At 61.3% G+C, this 16,733-nt stretch carries 16 protein-coding genes; 7 read left to right on the top strand and 9 right to left on the bottom strand.

Annotated elements, in window-relative coordinates; translation table 11 throughout:
• Nucleotides 1-51 precede the first annotated feature (51 nt).
• From F4U95_RS20905 to F4U95_RS20895, 3 genes are all read right to left on the bottom strand, one after another.
• Entirely contained in the window at nucleotides 52-654 is a 603-nt protein-coding gene (locus F4U95_RS20905) for a fimbrial biogenesis chaperone (protein ID WP_150426826.1), read from the bottom strand.
• 26 nt (nucleotides 655-680) lie between these two features.
• Nucleotides 681-1,178 (bottom strand): Csu type fimbrial protein, encoded by a 498-nt coding sequence (locus tag F4U95_RS20900; RefSeq protein ID WP_150426825.1) that lies wholly within the window; start codon nucleotides 1,176-1,178, stop codon nucleotides 681-683.
• A gap of 153 nt (nucleotides 1,179-1,331) precedes the next feature.
• Nucleotides 1,332-1,604, bottom strand: coding sequence for a hypothetical protein (locus F4U95_RS20895; protein WP_161600424.1), 273 nt, complete (start codon nucleotides 1,602-1,604; stop codon nucleotides 1,332-1,334).
• Nucleotides 1,605-1,900: 296 nt separating this feature from the next.
• Between F4U95_RS20895 and F4U95_RS20890 the strand changes: the two genes are divergently transcribed.
• Nucleotides 1,901-2,917, top strand: coding sequence for an LLM class flavin-dependent oxidoreductase (locus F4U95_RS20890; protein WP_150426823.1), 1,017 nt, complete (start codon nucleotides 1,901-1,903; stop codon nucleotides 2,915-2,917).
• Between the two features lie 12 nt (nucleotides 2,918-2,929).
• Here the strand turns inward: F4U95_RS20890 and F4U95_RS20885 are convergent, their stop codons facing one another.
• From F4U95_RS20885 to F4U95_RS20865, 6 genes are all read right to left on the bottom strand, one after another.
• Entirely contained in the window at nucleotides 2,930-3,865 is a 936-nt protein-coding gene (locus tag F4U95_RS20885; RefSeq protein WP_150426822.1) for a diguanylate cyclase, read from the bottom strand.
• Complete coding sequence (locus F4U95_RS20880; protein WP_246171670.1) at nucleotides 3,862-6,684, bottom strand: response regulator; 2,823 nt, start codon at nucleotides 6,682-6,684, stop codon at nucleotides 3,862-3,864. Before F4U95_RS20880 ends, F4U95_RS20885 begins: the two co-directional genes overlap by 4 nt.
• Entirely contained in the window at nucleotides 6,681-6,989 is a 309-nt protein-coding gene (locus F4U95_RS20875; protein ID WP_161600423.1) for a hypothetical protein, read from the bottom strand. Before F4U95_RS20875 ends, F4U95_RS20880 begins: the two co-directional genes overlap by 4 nt.
• 236 nt (nucleotides 6,990-7,225) lie before the next feature.
• On the bottom strand, nucleotides 7,226-7,759 hold the full coding sequence (locus F4U95_RS20870; RefSeq protein WP_120252981.1) for a GAF domain-containing protein: 534 nt from the start codon (nucleotides 7,757-7,759) through the stop codon (nucleotides 7,226-7,228).
• On the bottom strand, nucleotides 7,759-7,902 hold the full coding sequence (locus tag F4U95_RS24655) for a hypothetical protein (RefSeq protein WP_161600422.1): 144 nt from the start codon (nucleotides 7,900-7,902) through the stop codon (nucleotides 7,759-7,761). The genes F4U95_RS20870 and F4U95_RS24655 overlap by 1 nt, the downstream gene beginning before the upstream one ends.
• A gap of 7 nt (nucleotides 7,903-7,909) precedes the next feature.
• Complete coding sequence (locus tag F4U95_RS20865) at nucleotides 7,910-10,342, bottom strand: membrane-bound PQQ-dependent dehydrogenase, glucose/quinate/shikimate family (protein WP_150426819.1); 2,433 nt, start codon at nucleotides 10,340-10,342, stop codon at nucleotides 7,910-7,912.
• Between the two features lie 233 nt (nucleotides 10,343-10,575).
• Here F4U95_RS20865 and F4U95_RS20860 point away from each other — a divergent pair, with 233 nt between their 5' ends.
• The 6 genes from F4U95_RS20860 to pncB all read left to right on the top strand — a co-directional run bounded on the left by F4U95_RS20860 (nucleotide 10,576) and on the right by pncB (nucleotide 16,651).
• Nucleotides 10,576-11,229, top strand: coding sequence for a methylthioribulose 1-phosphate dehydratase (locus F4U95_RS20860; protein ID WP_211364026.1), 654 nt, complete (start codon nucleotides 10,576-10,578; stop codon nucleotides 11,227-11,229).
• Nucleotides 11,226-11,777 carry a 1,2-dihydroxy-3-keto-5-methylthiopentene dioxygenase gene (locus F4U95_RS20855; RefSeq protein WP_150426818.1) on the top strand — a complete coding sequence of 184 codons (552 nt, stop codon included), beginning with the start codon at nucleotides 11,226-11,228 and terminating at the stop codon, nucleotides 11,775-11,777. Before F4U95_RS20860 ends, F4U95_RS20855 begins: the two co-directional genes overlap by 4 nt.
• On the top strand, nucleotides 11,774-12,460 hold the full coding sequence (gene mtnC / locus F4U95_RS20850; protein WP_120252977.1) for an acireductone synthase: 687 nt from the start codon (nucleotides 11,774-11,776) through the stop codon (nucleotides 12,458-12,460). The genes F4U95_RS20855 and mtnC overlap by 4 nt, the downstream gene beginning before the upstream one ends.
• Nucleotides 12,457-13,698, top strand: coding sequence for an S-methyl-5-thioribose kinase (mtnK, locus tag F4U95_RS20845; RefSeq protein ID WP_150426817.1), 1,242 nt, complete (start codon nucleotides 12,457-12,459; stop codon nucleotides 13,696-13,698). The genes mtnC and mtnK overlap by 4 nt, the downstream gene beginning before the upstream one ends.
• Complete coding sequence (gene mtnA / locus F4U95_RS20840; protein ID WP_150426816.1) at nucleotides 13,695-14,762, top strand: S-methyl-5-thioribose-1-phosphate isomerase; 1,068 nt, start codon at nucleotides 13,695-13,697, stop codon at nucleotides 14,760-14,762. Before mtnK ends, mtnA begins: the two co-directional genes overlap by 4 nt.
• A 584-nt stretch (nucleotides 14,763-15,346) precedes the next feature.
• Complete coding sequence (gene pncB, locus F4U95_RS20835) at nucleotides 15,347-16,651, top strand: nicotinate phosphoribosyltransferase (protein WP_150426815.1); 1,305 nt, start codon at nucleotides 15,347-15,349, stop codon at nucleotides 16,649-16,651.
• Nucleotides 16,652-16,733 lie beyond the last annotated feature (82 nt).

Here is a 16,733-nt window from a genome sequence, read left to right as displayed (position 1 = left end):
AGAGATGTTCAACATCGCAGAGAGCTACAGGTGCTCGATCGAGACCGATGTTTACGAGATTGGAGGACAAGAGCGAGCCTGGTAGATCGCCATGTTCAATCTTTGTTCTTCAACATGGCCAAAATCGCAGCTTCGGGCCGACTGGGCCGTGTTGCGAACGACGACCGAAAGCTGCCTGTTGCCGGCCGCGGACACCTGCCAATCGAGCGAGGGCTGAGCGCCCGGCGCCGGCACGAAGATGGGAATGCTGACGCGCAGCAAGGTTCGCACTTCACCGGGTGCCAACGGACGCTCGGTCGGGATTTCCTCCAGGAAGATACGATAGCTTTTCTCGGTCGCGCCGGCGGTGGTGCGCAGACCGAAACGCGCGATCTGCTGCGCGCCGGCGGCGACTTCGAACAAGGGCGGGTTGGCGAGGATATCGCGCGTACCCTCGAACAGATCCTGGCCGTTTTCCTGCCGCCAGGCGACGACCCGCACCTGCATGCGGGCCAGCGCGTCGCTGCTGTTTTCAATGGTCATCGTCTGAACGGGCGTCTTCCCGTCCAGCTGGATCAGTACCGGATAGATTTTTAGCGTCGTGGCGTGGGCGGTCGCCGGCACTGCCAGCGCCAACAACATCGCTATCGCGCCGCGCAGAAGAAGATGTCGCATGCCCGCGTTCGCCACGAACCGTCCCGTCAATAGACGACGTTGACGGTGATCGTGTCGCTATAGGAGCCGATCGGCACGTTCTGGCCGGCCGCGATGCGACCATAGACGGTCAGCGTGGTCGCCCCTACAGGCGCCGTAGCGGCGACTGTATCGGTGCTCGGCGTGTTGCCCCAATTGGTCGTGCGACCGATTTCCTGATAGAGCGCATAGTTCAACAGATTGGCGCCGTTCGACATTTTACGCGTCGTGACGGTCGCGCCGGATGCCGTGCCCTGCGTCAGGCCGACGGTATAGGATGTGCCCACCGTGCACAGCACCGACAAGGTCGACGTGGCATCGTTCGGAGAAGAAGCGGTCGGATCATAATTGCCAAAAGCAAGCGGCGTCGCAGATACGACGCATGCCTTGATGACGGTGGCGGTCACGGGAAAAGTCGTCGTGGCAGTGGCGGCCATGGCATTGCTACCGGTCGCGATCGTCAGCGGAACGGCAAAGAGTGCCGCAACTAGTCGGGAACGGGTCATCATACTCTCCGAGCTCAGCATGTTTTGCTGCGGAAAGTATCGCCCCAGAGAGTTAACGGAACCTTACTTTTATTTTTAGACTTTCGTCGAATCAGCCGAAATGGATCTATACGTCAAATATAAGATCGCAATGCACAGATGATTTCTCGACCTCTAAAATTCATATTCGACGACCGTATTGCGCGATGCAGATACCTGATCATATGAAGATGTATCGGCAACAACAAGTTGCGACACATTTTCTGATACTTTCTTGCGAATGTTCGTATGACAGATATTTTTACTGTCGCGATCCGATATCAGGCAAGGCTTGACGACTATAGCTCCAACGGTCATCGCCGATTTTGCGGGAACCTGCGCCCATGCCGCAGGCACCGGCATGGCAATCGCCGGGCACAATATCGCCAGCAAGATGCGATGAAACACCGTGAAACCCCCAATTTGCAACTTACCGATATGCGCGACCCGGTGAACGCAGCCCCGTTCGTCGACAGATCGTATCATGTCCATTCTATCGCACTGCCCTGCCCATGGAAAGTTGAATAATCGTTATCGGGTGTAGCACAGGCCGCCATCCTCATCTCCGCAGCAGTCAGGCTGCAAGGCGCATGAGGCGTGGTTTGGACATACTAATGGAAACTGTCCAATTCCGATCCTGCGATTGCGGTTGGCGTAGACAGAGGCCAGTTCTGCAACAACTTATGCGAATTGGAAGGCCTGAAATGAAGAAGATCGGTTTCCTGTCCTTCGGCCACTGGTCCGAAGCCCCTTATTCCGCCACCCGATCGGCGAGCGATGTCTTGCTGCAGTCGATCGACCTCGCGGTCGCCGCCGAGCAGTTGGGGCTGGATGGCGCCTATTTCCGTGTACATCATTTCGCGCGCCAACTCGCTTCCCCCTTCCCGCTGCTGGCAGCGGTCGGCGCCAGAACGAGCCGGATCGAGATCGGCACAGGCGTGATCGATATGCGCTATAAAAATCCGCTCTACATGGTCGAGGATGCCGGGGCGGCCGACCTGATCAGCGGCGGTCGTTTGCAACTGGGGATCAGTCGTGGATCGCCCGAGCAGGTGATCGAAGGCTGGCGCCATTTCGGCTACGCCCCGCGCGATGGGCAGACCGACGCCGATATGGGCCGGCACCACGCCGAAGTATTTCTGCAATTGCTCCAGGGCGAGGGATTTGCCAAGCCCAATCCCAGCCCCATGTTCCCAAATCCGCCGGGGTTGCTGCGCCTGGAACCCCATTCGCAGGGCTTGCGCGAGCGCATCTGGTGGGGATCGGCGTCCGACGCGACCGCCATTTGGGCGGCAGAAAAGGGCATGAACCTGCAAAGCTCCACATTGAAGGCGGACGAAACCGGTGAACCTTTCCATGTCCAGCAGGCCAGGCAGATCAGGGTTTATAAGAAGGCGTGGCAGGCCGCAGGTCATGCGCACGCACCGCGCGTGTCGGTTTCCCGGTCCATATTCGCGCTGACGAACCAGGAGGATCACGACTATTTCGGACGGGGCGACAGCAGCGACCATGTCGGCATCATCGACAATATGCGCGCCGTGTTCGGACGATCCTATGCCGCCGAACCCGATGTGCTGATCGAACAGTTGAAGGCCGACGAAGCCATTGCGGAAGCCGACACGCTATTGCTGACCGTGCCAAACCAGTTGGGCGTTGCCTATAATGCCCATGTGCTGGAGTCGATATTGACCCATGTGGCGCCGGCGCTGGGGTGGCGATAATCGCCTTGCGCTTCAGGCCGCATTGGCGGGGACGGCGTCCATGGGGCTGAATTGCTTGAGCGCTATTCGGTTTCGCCCTTCCCGCTTGGCCGAATAAAGTTGGCGGTCCGCCTCCGCGATCCAGCGCCCTATGTCGGCTCCGGCCGTGCAGCGGGCGCTGGCCACGCCGATGCTGACGGTGATGAACGGGCTGATCTGCGACATTTCATGCGGGATGTTGAGCGACTGGACCTGAAGCAGGATTTCCTGGGCCACCAGTTCGGCGCTGTGCGGATCGGTGCCGGACAGGATGCAGGCGAACTCCTCCCCGCCATAGCGGGCCGAAAGATCGCCGGCCCGTTTGACCGCGCGCGTCAATGCCGCCGCGACCATCGTGATGCAACGGTCGCCCGCAGGGTGGCCATAGGTGTCGTTGAACTGTTTGAAGAAATCGATGTCCAGCATGGCAACGGACAGCCACTCGCCGGTCCGCGCCAGCCGTGATGCTTCTGCTTCCAGCGATTTTTCGAGATGGCGACGGTTGCTCAACCCGGTCAGCGCGTCCGTCACGGCCATGGCCGCCAGTTGATCGCGCAAGCGTTTCAATTCGACATGATTGCCCACCCGCGCGCGCAGGATCGCCGGCTGAATCGGTTTGGTGACATAGTCGATCGCCCCCAGCGCCAGCCCCCGCATTTCGTCTTCGGTATCGCCCAGCCCGGTCGTGAAGATGACGGGAATGTCAGCCAGGATGGCGTCCGACTTCAGCCTTTGGCACACTTGGAAGCCATCGAGATCGGGCATCAGCACGTCCAGCAATATCAGATCCGGTTGCGCGATCCGCGCCGTGTCCAGTGCCTGTTGTCCCGACGTCGCGAAGCAGACATCATAATCGTCCTCCAGCAGGGCGTTCATGATTTCTATGTTGGAGATTTCGTCATCGACGATCAATATTCGAGCTTTGGTCATGACAGGGTTTCCGTTTGCATGGCCGGGGCGCCGCCTTCGTCGTCGATCCAGTTCAAGGCAGCATCATAATCCAGCCGCTCCAGTGCTTTATGGACCGGGTGGCTGGTTCGCACCTGATCGGACATGCCCAATGCGTCTGCGAAAGTCTGGAAACTGGCGCGTGCGCGCAAGCTGCGGCAGCGTAGCAACTCCCTGAGCGCTTCCCGCGCGGCGAGCGCCTCCTCACCCTCTACCCGCACAGGCGATTGAGGCGAGATGGTTGCCGGTGCGACCTTCAGACTGAGTGCCGCCAGGATTGCCGGGGCGATCGCCTGCTCCAGTTCGTCGATCGCGGCCTGCGCCGGCGCATCCTGGCGATCTGCCAAGAAGCGTTCTATATCGCCCGCGATCACCTGCACATCGGCTAGTCCTAGCGATCCGGCCACGCCCTTCAGGCTATGGGCCAGGCGCCGCGCATCGGGCAATAATCCAGTGGAGATATGGACGCGCAGATCATGCGCGACATGAGCGTAGTTGTCGCCGAAGGTGACGATCAGCTTCTGCAGAAGCGCAGCCTTGCCATTCACGCGCAATAGCGCGGCCTGAATGTCGAAGGGCGGCAGGCTTTCAGGCAATGTGCCTCCGGCGGCCTTATCGGTGATCGTAGGGACCGGTTGCGACGGTGAGGTGGGCGCTTTCAGCCAGCGATCGAGCGTTGCGACCAGCGCGGCGGGATCGACCGGCTTGGCGATATGGTCGTTCATGCCCGCATCGCGACAACGCGCCTTCTCCTCCTCATAGGCATGGGCGGTCATGGCGAGGATGGGAAGGCGATCGGCCGAATGGCTTTCGCGGATGATACGGGTAGCGGTGATGCCGTCCATCTCGGGCATCTGCACGTCCATCAGGATCGCGGCATAGGGTTCGGCCCGGTGCCGCACCATGTCGCAGGCGATCCGGCCATTTTCCGCACATTCGACAGCCAGACCCGCGTCGCCCAGCAGTTCCAGGGCGATTTCCCGATTAATATCATTATCCTCGACAAGCAGGACGCAAAGGCCCTGAAATTGTGGCGACACGCGCGGGACCGCCATCGACGCCGACATATCCTGCGCCGCATTGCCCTGATCCTGCGCGAAGATGTTCGTGATCCCTTCCAGCAGCATCGCCGGAACGAGGGGTTTTGTGAGGAAGGCTGCGACATCGCCCTCATGACCATGTTGAGCCAGCGTATCGGCATCATAAGCGGTCACGATCACGGCCTTCGGGCGCCCGGCCCGATAGACCGTCCGGCCCATCGTCTCGATCGCCTGCATCCCGTCCATGCCCGGCATTTTCCAATCGAGCAGTACGAGATCATAGGGCTTGCCCATCTCGTCGGCGGCATTGACCGCCGCCAGAGCCTCGTCGCCCGAGGCGACCAGGTCGATCATCATCCCCCAGCCGGCAAATACATCCTGCAATATCTGGCGCGACGCAGGGTTGTCATCGGCAGCCAGTACATGGAGTTGACGGATATGGTGCGGAACCGGTGCCTCCAGCGCTACCGCTTCATCGGCCCGGTCCATGCGCATCGTGCATGTGAAGCTGCTGCCGCCGCCCGGTACGCTGTCGACACGGATCGTGCCGCCCATCTGTTCCACGATCTGCCGGCAGATGGCGAGACCAAGACCGGTGCCACCAAAGCGGCGCGTCGTCGAACTGTCCGCCTGCGAGAAGGATTGGAAGAGCGACAATTGCTGGTCGAGGGTCATGCCGATGCCCGTGTCCCGGACCACCAGTTCCAGCATGACATGACCGCCGCTCTCTTCGGCGAGGGTCAGGCCGATGGTCACCGATCCGCCTTCCGAAAATTTGACCGCGTTGCTGAGCAGGTTGAGCGCGACCTGGCCGAAGCGCAATTCGTCGCCGGACAGGCGGTCGGGCACATCGTCCGCGATGCGGGACAGCAGCGTCACCCGCTTACCCTTGGCCGCATCCGCCACGAGGAGCACCTGATTTTCCACGGCGCGGCGCAGATCGAACGGACGCGATTCCAGCGTCAGCTTGCCCGCTTCATTCTTGGAAAAGTCCAGAATATCGTTGATTAACCGAAGCAGGGACTGGCCTGCCTGATTGATCTTGCCAACATAATCCTGCTGCCGGGGGTTGAGGTCGGTCCGTAAGGCGAGGTGGCAAAAGCCCAATATGGCATTCATGGGCGTACGGATTTCATGGCTCATATTGGCAAGGAAGAGCGATTTGGCCTGACTGGCCTCTTCGGCTTCGCGCGTACGCTGTTGCAACGCCTCATTCTTGGCCAATATTTCGTCGCCCATGCGCTGGTTGCGCGCAAAACTCTCGACCAGCTTGTCGCTGAGCCAGACGAGCACGGCGGTCTGAAAAGCGACGATGCCGGCGTGAAGCAGGACACGCTCCAGATTGCCTTCGCCCGGGAACACAGCATTGGGCAGCAGATAGAGCAGCAGCACATGGTGCGCCGCGGTCGCCCCCGCTGCGACCAGAATGGCGCGCCTGTCGCACCATGCGATCGTGAGCGCCAGCATGGCGAAGAAATACATGTGCATGTCCATCTGCCACGGATGGCCGCGCAACAGCAGGAGCAGGATCGCCGGCTCCCCCATCAGGGCCACGGCGGACAGATAGCGGGTCGAGGGGCCGATCCCTTCGTGCGACCATGTCATATGATAGGCGGCTGCCAGAAAGGCGCCACCGATCGCGGCCCATAGTGGCGAGTGCCCCGTCAGCATCGCCACCGCCGCGAGCAGCGGGACATGCGCCCAGAAGAGCGGAAGCAGAAATTTGCCGAAATGGAAGCGCAACTGGTCCAATTGGGTCATGATACGGCCTTCCGGGGTGAGGGATCGAGACAGCCGCCGCGTGCAGGTGCCGCAATGGCAAACCAGGCGCCCGCATGTCGCAGGGTGGCTGCAAAATCAGGCCGGTCGGAACCGGCAATGACGATGTTGGAAAAGCGACCGGCCTGGATGAGCCGCCCATCGGCATCACTTACCAGATTGACGGTGTCGGCCAAGCTCGTCCCTGGTGCCGCGAAGACGATATAGCGACCATCAGCATCGGCAGATGTCAGCGAAGCAATGGACAGGCCGATGATGCCGCCTGCAAAAAGGAAAAAGGCGGACATATAGGGTCTGATGCAAGATAATCGGGACGCATCGCGCATTTCGACAGGATCGCACCACCCATGATGATGGATGTGCGACGCGTTTCGCCTGTCAGAATATGCCCCCCATGTCATGATTTCGATATTTCACTATCGAAATTACTATTTTCTAAAAATATCGGCGATCTTGCGCGTCACTGGTCCAATATGGATAATTTCTTTTTAATGCTCGGCATGATCGGTGACGTACGCATGCATTAGCGCTCCATACGTCTCGAAAGCCGTTCATTTTCGAGCGCGACGGACGCCGCCCGGGCCAGCGCTTCGAGAAGCGCTATTTCATTGTCCGTCGGCTGCCCCGTTTCCGACCAATAGGCGCCGATCGCCGCGATAGGTTCGGCCTGACCGATCGGAACCATCAACATGGAGCGCACGAAAGTGGTGCTATAGGCGTCGATGGGGACACGCTGATCGTCGAAAATATCATCGATCACCGCCGTCCGTCGATGTTCCATCGCCCATCCCGACACACAATGGGCCGCCGGGAAATATTGTCCCTCCCATAAAGGCTCCATCGCATCTTCGGCGACATAGTGGCATTGGTCACCGTCCCGCAGGACGACCGCGATGCCATCTGCTCCCACCGCGCGTCGGGCGAAAGCGCGCAATACGCTGACGACCGCATCCAGCGATCTGGCCCCGGCCAGTGCTTCTATCGCTTCTGCCGCGCTGCTCCATCGTGCCGCAAGCGCCTTATCCTTGGAATAATCCCCGGAAAATGTGTCACCCATCAACAAGCTTTCTGTCGTTCCTGGGTATTGGCTACCATCAAATCGGCAAAGGAAGAAGCGTCCATGCCTGTCTGTGCTTTGGAGCGCTCTTCGCCTTCTCCATGATGTGAAGGCCAGCGCTGCAAAAATGCAGCGCTGGCCATGCCGCTGTCAGCCCTTGTCCGGCAAGGCCCAGGCGATCACCTGGTCACCGATCGGCGTCTTCATGAAATGATGGCCGCCGGTCATCAGCACCACATATTCGCGCCCATTTTGTTCATAGACCATCGGCGTCGCCTGTCCGCCCGCCGGCAGCGCCTGCTGCCACAGAATCTTGCCGGTCTTGAGGTCGATGGCCTTGAACAGATCATCCGTCGCCGCCGCGATGAAGATGATGCCGCCTGCCGTAACGACAGCGCCGCCATTATTGGGCGTGCCGATGGTCAGCGGCAGGTAGCTGGGGATACCGAAGGGACCATTTTTGCGCGCCGATCCAAAGGGGCGGTCCCACAGCGTCTTGCCGGTGGCGATGTCGATCGCGCGGATGCCACCATAGGGCGGCTGTTTGCACAACATGCCGGTAAAGGGCATCTGCCAGCCGGCATTGACGTCGATCGCATAGGGCGTTTCTGCCTGCGGGTCGCCCGCGCCTTCGGCATGGGGTTTGTCGCTGCGGCTGGCATTGCCGCCCTTCTCGGTTTTCAGCGATGCCTGAGCCATCGCCGCCTTCTGCTCGCGGGTATACCAGCCCTTGCGGTTCGCATCGGCACGGGGCACGAGGCGGACATAATTGGGCATGTCGTTATAATTGGCAACGATAACGCCGCGTGCCGGATCGACCGCGACACTGCCCCAGTCGGTCCCGCCATTATAGCCGGGATATTCGATCGAATGACGATCGCTTTCGGGCGGCGTGAAAAAGCCCTTGTAGCGCGCCCGGCGGAAATTGATGCGACAGATCATCTGGTCGATGGGCGACATGCCCCACATGTCGGATTCGGTGAGGGGCAGTTTGCGCAGGGTCTGCCAGAGCGAGACGATCTGCGTGGGCGAGCGCTGCTCCGGCTCGACGCCGCCGCCGGGCACGCGGATCGTGCCGATCGGGGTGAGCGGGCGACCGGTCGCGCGGTCCAGCACATACATGTCGCCCTGTTTGGACGAAACGAGCAGGGCGGCCTTCCCCTTATAGTCGATCAGGGTCGGCTGGCTGCCGAAATCATAGTCCCACACGTCGTTCTTGACCGCCTGGAATTTCCAGCGCGGCTTTCCGGTCGTCACGTCCAGCGCGACGATGGAGGTGCCGAAGCTGTTTTCCACCGGCGACCGCATGCTGCTCCAATAATCGACCGTGCTGTTGCCCATGGGCAGGTAGACAAGGCCCAGCTTCTCGTCGCCGCTGGCGATCGTCCACATATTGGGGGTGCCGCGCGACCATTGTTGCCCGGCGGGCGGATAGCCATTCCAGTCCGGATGCATCATGTCCCAGGCGAAGCGCAACTTGCCGGTGACGGCGTCGAAGCCCTGGATGACACCGGACGGCTCCCAGCGCTGTTGTCCATCAAGCGTCTGGTGCCCCGTCACGGCTATGCCCCGAATGATAACCGGTGGCGAATTGATCGAGACGAGGCCGGGGAAGACCTTGCCCATGCCGACCTTCGCATCGACCTGACCATTGGTGCCGAAATCGCTGCACGGGCGCCCGGTTTCAGCGTCGACGGCGATTAGGCGCGCGTCCAGCGTCCCTTCGATCAGGCGACGGGCGCAAAGCGTACCGGCTTTGGCGTCGGGAACCGCATAATAGCTGACCCCGCGACACGCAGCCGTGTAGGGAATCCACTCATCCTTGACCTTGGGATCGAAACGCCACTTTTCCTTGCCGTTGGTGGCATTGAGCGCGATCATCACATTCTTGGCCGAGCAAAGGTAGAGCATGTTGCCGACCTTGAGCGGCGTGGTTTCCGCGCCATATTGTGCAGCGGCCGCCGATGTACGGGGCATGTCGCCAGTGTGCGTGAGCCAGACCTGCCGCAATTGCGCGACATTAGCCGCGTTGATCTGAGTCAGCGGCGAATAGCGGCGGGCGGCACCCGTGCCGCCATAGGCGGGCCAGTCGGTGCCGGTTGCCATACCCGATGGATCGACCATGCCCAGCGCATTGGGCGCCGGCAGGGCCGCGACCACGCTTTCCCTGCTGCCCAGGAGAGTGAATAGAAGAGCAGTCGCGACGACGACCGCGCCGACGCCCAGCGTCGCATTGCGCCACCTTCGGGGTGCCGGGGTCAAAGTGGGCATGACGAGGAACGTGACGATCAGCAGGACAATCGGCGCGAAGATGCGCGGGACCAATGCCCAGGCCAGGTTGGTCTGAGCGTCCATGAAGGCCCAAAGCACGGTGGCGGCCACGATCGCGATATAAAGCCACGCCCCCGCCATGCGGCCGCGGGCCAGCAGATAGCCCGACCCCATCATGGCAAGGCCGGCGAGCAGATAATAGAGCGAACCGCCCAGCGTCGCCAGCCATGCCCCGCCGATGGCAAGGACAAGGCCTATCAACCCGACGACTATCCCCAAGATGAGCGCGGACCAACTCCGTCTGCCTGTCATATCCACCGTCCTTGCTGCGCCGCAGGCCGCGCGTTCACGGCCTGCGGAAATGATGTTTTCCCAGCGAACGGAAGCCGCCAGACTTGTTTCTGTTCCGTTGCAAATTTGTAATGTTCCACGCAGGCGGTGTGGAACGCATCGATTGACGCAACCCCACTCTGCTTGAGAAATTCTCATCAGCACCCGGCGCCGCCGTCGCCAAACCGACATATGACGTTATTAATGCTGACGGGATGTACAGACCGGCGGCGCACGATATCTCTCCCCATGCCACGCAGGTGGCTGACATGCTGATCGCAATCGGCCGGCGGATCGACGCACGCGGCCATGCGCCGGCGACCGGCGGGAATTATTCGGTCCGGCTGGACGATGGCAGTATCGCTATCACCATATCGGGATCGCACAAGGGCCGGTTGACACGCGACGATATCATGCGCGTCTCCGCTGCTGGTGACGCGCTCGACGGGAAGAAGCCGTCGGCAGAAACGCTGCTCCACTGCCTGATCTACGCGATAGATCCGGGCGCAGGCGCGGTCCTGCATACGCACAGCATCGCCGGAACGGTGCTGAGCCGCGCGCTGGCCGGTCAGGATCATATCGGGCTGGAAGGTTATGAACTGCTCAAAATCTTTCCCGGCATCGACACGCATGCGACGCGGGTCGAACTGCCTCTGGTCGACAATAGCCAAGATATGCCCGCGGTGGCGGATCAGTTGCGGCCTTTGCTGACGGCCCAATCCCCCCTGCTTCCCGCTTTCTATATTCGCGGGCATGGCCTTTACACCTGGGGGCCAACCGCGGAGGCCGCCGAACATAGGGTGGAGGCATGCGAATTCCTGCTGAGTTGCGCATGGGAAGAATGTAAACTGGCGGGAGCGACGCGATGACCAGCCTGTCCCGCTATGCCGACACCGCGCCCTATCATCATCTGGGCGACAGCAGCGATCTCAATGAGATACGCAGCGCGCTGGCGTCCACGGGCGTCGTTCTGGAGCAATGGACGGCTGATGCGATACTGGCGCCGGATGCCAGCGACGCCGATATACTCTCTGCCTATGCCGGTGATATCGGCCGGCTCAAGGACATTGGCGGGTATCGCAGCTGCGACGTCATCCGGCTGACCCCGGACCATCCCGATCGCACGATGCTGCGGACCAAATTCCTGGCCGAACATGTGCATGACGATGACGAAGTCCGCTTCTTCGTCGAGGGTGCGGGCCTGTTCTACATCCGTCATGACGCTGTGGTGCATGCCTTGCTGTGCACCGCGGGCGACCTCATCATATTGCCGGCCGATACCGTTCACTGGTTCGACACCGGTGCGCAGCCGCATTTTACCGCCATCCGCCTGTTCACGACGCCCGAAGGCTGGATCGCCCGGTTCACGGGCGATCCCATCGCGCAGGCCATTCCACTTTACGAGCCGCAGCCATGATCCCCCGCGCCATCATAACCGATATAGAGGGGACGACATCCAGCCTGTCCTTCGTGCATGATGTGCTGTTCCCCTATTCGCGCGCCCGCATCGCCGACCATGTCCGCGATCATGCCGACAGGCTCGGGCCGTTATTGGCCGATGTACGCACGGAAGCAGGCGATGCTGGCCTGGATGTCGACGCCTGCATCATCCAGTTGATCGCCTGGCAGGATGCGGATCGCAAGATCGGCCCGCTCAAGACGTTGCAGGGCATGATCTGGGCAGAGGGCTTTGCCGATGGCAGTTTGCAGGGCCATGTCTATCCCGACGCCGTCGCCGGTCTGCGCCGATGGAATGCGCGCCGCATATCGCTTTACGTTTATTCTTCCGGCTCGGTAGCCGCGCAGAAGCTGCTGTTCGGCCATAGCGTGGCGGGCGATCTGACGCCGCTCTTTTCGGGGTATTTCGACACGGCGATCGGTGGAAAGAAGGACGCTGCATCCTATCGTGCCATTGCCGATGCGATCGACCTGCCGCCGGCCGATATCCTGTTCCTGTCCGATGTGGAGGCGGAACTGGCAGCTGCGCAGAGCGCCGGCCTTGCCGTGACGCTGCTGGTCCGCGACGCACCCTTGCCCGATGGCGCCTATCGAGCCGTGGGGGATTTCGACAGCATCTTGCCTGAAAGCCTGTTTGCATGACCTATCATATGCTGACGGAAGCGACCGCGGCCGGCCATCTCGGCACGATCGCCGCCATTTGCGATCGGCTTGGCGGCACGCCCGCCGATTGGGTGGTTCAGGAAGTGGGCGACGGCAATCTCAACCTCGTCTTTCTCGTCACCGGGCCGGATGGCGGCGTCGCGGTCAAGCAGGCCCTGCCCTACGTCCGCATGGTCGGGGAAAGCTGGCCCCTACCCTTGTCACGAGCCTATTACGAGCGACTGGCGCTGGCCGATCAGGCGCGATGCGCGCCACATCGCGTACCTGCGCTCGTGCATCATGACGACGCCATGGCGCTTACGGTCATGGACTATCTGGTGCCCCATCGCACGCTGCGCGGCGCGCTGGTCGAAGGATTGCGCTATCCGCGTCTGGCCGAGCATCTGGCCGAATTTCTGGCCAACACGCTATTCTTCACGTCCGATCTTGCCGTGCCTGTGGCACAGAAGAAGGCGCGGATCGCCGCCTATCTGGGCAACACAGCCATGTGCCGGATCAGCGAGGATCTGATCTTCGACGAGCCCTTTTTCGACGCCCAGATGAACTGGCATACGCCAGGTCTGGAGGATGTGGTCAGCCGCTTCCAGGCCGACATTCCGCTGCGCCTTGCCGCGCAGGAGATGAAGGCGCGCTTCCTGGCTGCGCCCGAGGCCCTGCTCCATGGCGACCTGCACACCGGATCGGTGATGGTCACGCAGGATGACAGCAAGGTGATCGATCCGGAATTCGCCTTTTACGGTCCGATCGGTTTCGACGTGGGAATGATCATCGCCAATCTGTGGCTGGCGGCATTTGCGCAAGCGGGGTTGCGGCCCGATACGCCCCATGACGACTGGCTGGTCGAACAGGCCGACTCTTTATGGCAGGATTTTGCCGAACGGTTTGCAGATCATTGGCGCAATATCGACCGGGCAGATGAAGCCGGTGCACTTCATGCCCTGGCCCGTCAGGATGATGTCTTGCGAGAGGCGGCGATTTCCGCTCGCCTCGATGCCATCTGGCGCGATATGCTGGGCTTTGCCGGGTGCGAGATCATCCGGCGCATATTGGGCCTGGCCCATGTCGCCGATTTCGAGAGTATCGCCGACGTGAACACGCGCGCAAAATGCGAGCGGCAGGCCCTATCATTCGGCCGCGCCCTCCTTGTGGAACGCGATCGCTTTCCGGACATGGCAGCCATCCGTCCCATCATCGCTTCCGAACTGGTTCCGGCATGAAGATTGAGGGACGCGACAGCCGCTCTGTCTGGATCGAGCCGGATGGTTGGAGCGTGGGCATATTCGACCAGCGGCGGTTGCCCTGGGCGATCGAACGGCTGGTTCTGCGCACTGTCGAAGATGCCGCCGTCGCGATCGCCGACATGGCGACGCGCGGCGCGCCTCTGATCGGCGCAGTGGCCGCCTATGGGCTGGCGCTCGGACTACGCGCCGATCCCGGCGATAGCGCGCTGGAGCAGGCCTATGCACGCCTGCTGCGAACACGGCCCACCGCCGTCAACCTGCGCTGGGCGCTGGATCGGATGCGCCGGCGGGTCGCACGCCTCGCCCCAGATGAGCGGGCTGCGGTAGCCTATGCCCAAGCCGCCATAATCTGCGACGAGGATGTGTCGATGAACCACGCCATCGGTCAGGCCGGCCTGCCGCTCATAGAAGCGATCGCCGCGCGAAAGGGCGGCGCGCCGGTCAACATCCTGACCCATTGCAACGCGGGCTGGCTGGCAACGGTCGCGTGGGGCACTGCAACCGCGCCGCTCTATCTGGCCCAGCAGGCCGGCATCGCCATCCATGTGTGGGTGGACGAGACGCGCCCGCGCAATCAGGGGGCGCTCACCGCGCTGGAACTGACGCAGCATGGGGTGCCGCATAGCTATATCGTCGACAATGCAGGCGGCTTGCTGATGCAGCGGGGCGAAGTGGACATGGTTATCGTCGGCACAGACCGGGTGACCGCCAATGGCGACGTCTGCAACAAGATCGGCACCTATCTGAAGGCGTTGGCCGCCCGCGCCCACGATGTCCCGTTTTTCGTCGCCTTGCCGGACGGCACCTATGACCCGGCCACAGCCACCGGCGCCGACGTCGAGATCGAGGACCGCGCCGGCGACGAGGTTGCGTTCATGAACGGCGCAGATACCGAAGGCCAGCCGATCACCGTGGCCCTGACACGATCGGCCACCATCAATCCAGCCTTCGACATCACGCCGGCGTCGCTCGTCACCGCCTATATTACGGCAAAAGGCGTAGTGAGCGATGCCGGAGAATTGGCTGACCTGTCAGGTTGAACGAAAAGTCGACCTCGTCCAGCGGCTTGCCCGTCGCAGGGAGGGCGCGATAGGTCAGGCTGTCATGGCTGAGTCGATCAGCTGATAGGCCTGCGTCCGCGCAGCCGATTTCGCCCCGTTGCTGTAACGTAATGAGGCGGGTCTGTGTTTCCTGCGCAACCTCCTCGGCCAGGCCACTCTGTCCGGTATGCCCACATATATAGCGGACCAACGTCGTCCGAACGGCCGTCCAGTCCCGATCATCGTCGGATGGCGATATGCGACGGATCGGAAACAAGAATGGACAATCCTGAAAGAGAAAAGTCCGCGCGCCCAATGCGCGCAGGTTACGATACGAAAACGAAACGAACCGCACCTTCCTACGATTGCGCTCGTTGCAATCGCGATCGCCTGGTTCGCATTTGCGCCGAAGCGGTCCTGGTGCGAAACGGATCTCGCCTTTCAGGCATCCTCTCCTAAAAACTTTCAAGGCTGGTCGGTCCCGATCAGCCTTTCTTTTTGCTTGTGGCATATTGGCGAAGCGAACCTGACAAGCGCCCTCGCCGTCCCTATGTTCGGCGCATCACAGGCTGGACAGGCTCTCCATGGTTTTCACCGACATAGCGACGCGGACACATAATCATAATTGGCGGCTCGATCCGATCGTGCGCAGTTTGCTCGATACGGATTTCTACAAGCTGCTGATGCTCCAGATGATCCGGCATCTCTATCCGGACGTGGAAGCGACCTTTGCCCTGATCAACCGCACGACATCCGTACGGCTGGCCGATGTCATCGAAGAAAGCGAGTTGCGCGCTCAACTCGACCAGGCCCGGTCGTTACGCTTCGGGAAAAAGGAGCTGATCTGGCTGGCTGGCAACAGCTTCTACGGCAAGGCGCAGATGTTCAGCCCCGATTTCATCGACTGGCTGGCCGATTTCCGCCTGCCGGACTATGAATTGCACAAGAGCGACGGCCAATATGAGCTGCGCTTTCATGGCCCCTGGACGCACACGACGATGTGGGAAATTCCTGCCCTCACGATCGTCAACGAATTGCGCTCCCGCGCGGCGATGAAGGGCCGGGGCCGCTTCGAATTGGATGTCCTCTATGCCAGGGCCAAGGCGAAACTCTGGAGCAAGGTGGAGCGTCTGGCCCAGTTGCCCGACATCGTCATTTCGGACTTCGGCACCCGCCGTCGGCATGGGTTCCTCTGGCAGCGCTGGTGCGTAGAGGCGTTGAAGGAAGGGTTGGGCAGCCGCTTCATCGGTTCTTCCAACATCCTGCTGGCCATGGATGCGGACCTGGAAGCGATAGGTACCAATGCGCACGAATTGCCCATGGTGCTGGCAGCGCTGGCCGATGGAGACGAAGCACTGGCCGCCGCGCCCTATCGTGTCCTGGCCGACTGGCAGGATCATTATGGCGGCAATCTGCGCATCGCCTTGCCAGACGCTTTTGGTACCGCGGCCTTTTTGAGGAACGCGCCCGATTGGCTGGCGGACTGGACCGGCTTTCGCCCGGATAGTGCGCCGCCGATCGAGGGCGGCGAACAGATCATCCGCTGGTGGCGGGAAAAGGGGCGTGATCCGCGCGATAAATTGCTGATCTTTTCCGATGGCATGGATGTGGACAGCATCGAGGCCACCTACCGCCATTTTCACGGCCGGGTGCGGATGAGTTTCGGTTGGGGCACCAACCTGACCAATGATTTTCGCAGCTGTGCCCCTTTTGCGACCGACGGGCTGGATCCCATATCGCTGGTCTGCAAGGTGGTCGAGGCGAATGGGCGGCCAGCCGTCAAACTGTCCGACAATCCTGCCAAGGCCACAGGCGAGCCTGATGAAATCGCGCGATATCTGAGGGTTTTTGGCGATGCCGGGCGACGGGCGATGGATGTGCGGGTCTAGGGCGTCTTCTTCCTTCGCCCTTCCATCTTGGCTACGAGCACCGGCTCGACTAAGGGCCTGTCCTGCCTTCCCCCATGAATTG

Origin of the sequence: Sphingobium limneticum (assembly GCF_008710165.1) — a bacterium.
Taxonomy (GTDB): Bacteria; Pseudomonadota; Alphaproteobacteria; order Sphingomonadales; family Sphingomonadaceae; genus Sphingobium; species Sphingobium limneticum.
This window is presented reverse-complemented; position numbering and strand designations above follow the sequence as displayed.

Bases quoted from the DNA above. Each gene is read 5' to 3' on its own strand.
- F4U95_RS20865 (WP_150426819.1), bottom strand. From the start codon at position 10,342: ATGACAGGCAGACGGAGTTGGTCCGCGCTCATCTTGGGGATAGTCGTC.
- mtnC (WP_120252977.1), top strand. From the start codon at position 11,774: ATGATCCCCCGCGCCATCATAACCGATATAGAGGGGACGACATCCAGC.
- F4U95_RS20860 (WP_211364026.1), top strand. From the start codon at position 10,576: ATGTACAGACCGGCGGCGCACGATATCTCTCCCCATGCCACGCAGGTG.
- F4U95_RS20905 (WP_150426826.1), bottom strand. From the start codon at position 654: ATGCGACATCTTCTTCTGCGCGGCGCGATAGCGATGTTGTTGGCGCTG.
- F4U95_RS20855 (WP_150426818.1), top strand. From the start codon at position 11,226: ATGACCAGCCTGTCCCGCTATGCCGACACCGCGCCCTATCATCATCTG.
- F4U95_RS20900 (WP_150426825.1), bottom strand. From the start codon at position 1,178: ATGACCCGTTCCCGACTAGTTGCGGCACTCTTTGCCGTTCCGCTGACG.
- F4U95_RS20885 (WP_150426822.1), bottom strand. From the start codon at position 3,865: ATGACCAAAGCTCGAATATTGATCGTCGATGACGAAATCTCCAACATA.
- F4U95_RS20890 (WP_150426823.1), top strand. From the start codon at position 1,901: ATGAAGAAGATCGGTTTCCTGTCCTTCGGCCACTGGTCCGAAGCCCCT.
- F4U95_RS20875 (WP_161600423.1), bottom strand. From the start codon at position 6,989: ATGTCCGCCTTTTTCCTTTTTGCAGGCGGCATCATCGGCCTGTCCATT.
- mtnK (WP_150426817.1), top strand. From the start codon at position 12,457: ATGACCTATCATATGCTGACGGAAGCGACCGCGGCCGGCCATCTCGGC.
- pncB (WP_150426815.1), top strand. From the start codon at position 15,347: ATGGTTTTCACCGACATAGCGACGCGGACACATAATCATAATTGGCGG.
- mtnA (WP_150426816.1), top strand. From the start codon at position 13,695: ATGAAGATTGAGGGACGCGACAGCCGCTCTGTCTGGATCGAGCCGGAT.
- F4U95_RS24655 (WP_161600422.1), bottom strand. From the start codon at position 7,902: ATGGCCAGCGCTGCATTTTTGCAGCGCTGGCCTTCACATCATGGAGAA.
- F4U95_RS20880 (WP_246171670.1), bottom strand. From the start codon at position 6,684: ATGACCCAATTGGACCAGTTGCGCTTCCATTTCGGCAAATTTCTGCTT.
- F4U95_RS20870 (WP_120252981.1), bottom strand. From the start codon at position 7,759: ATGGGTGACACATTTTCCGGGGATTATTCCAAGGATAAGGCGCTTGCG.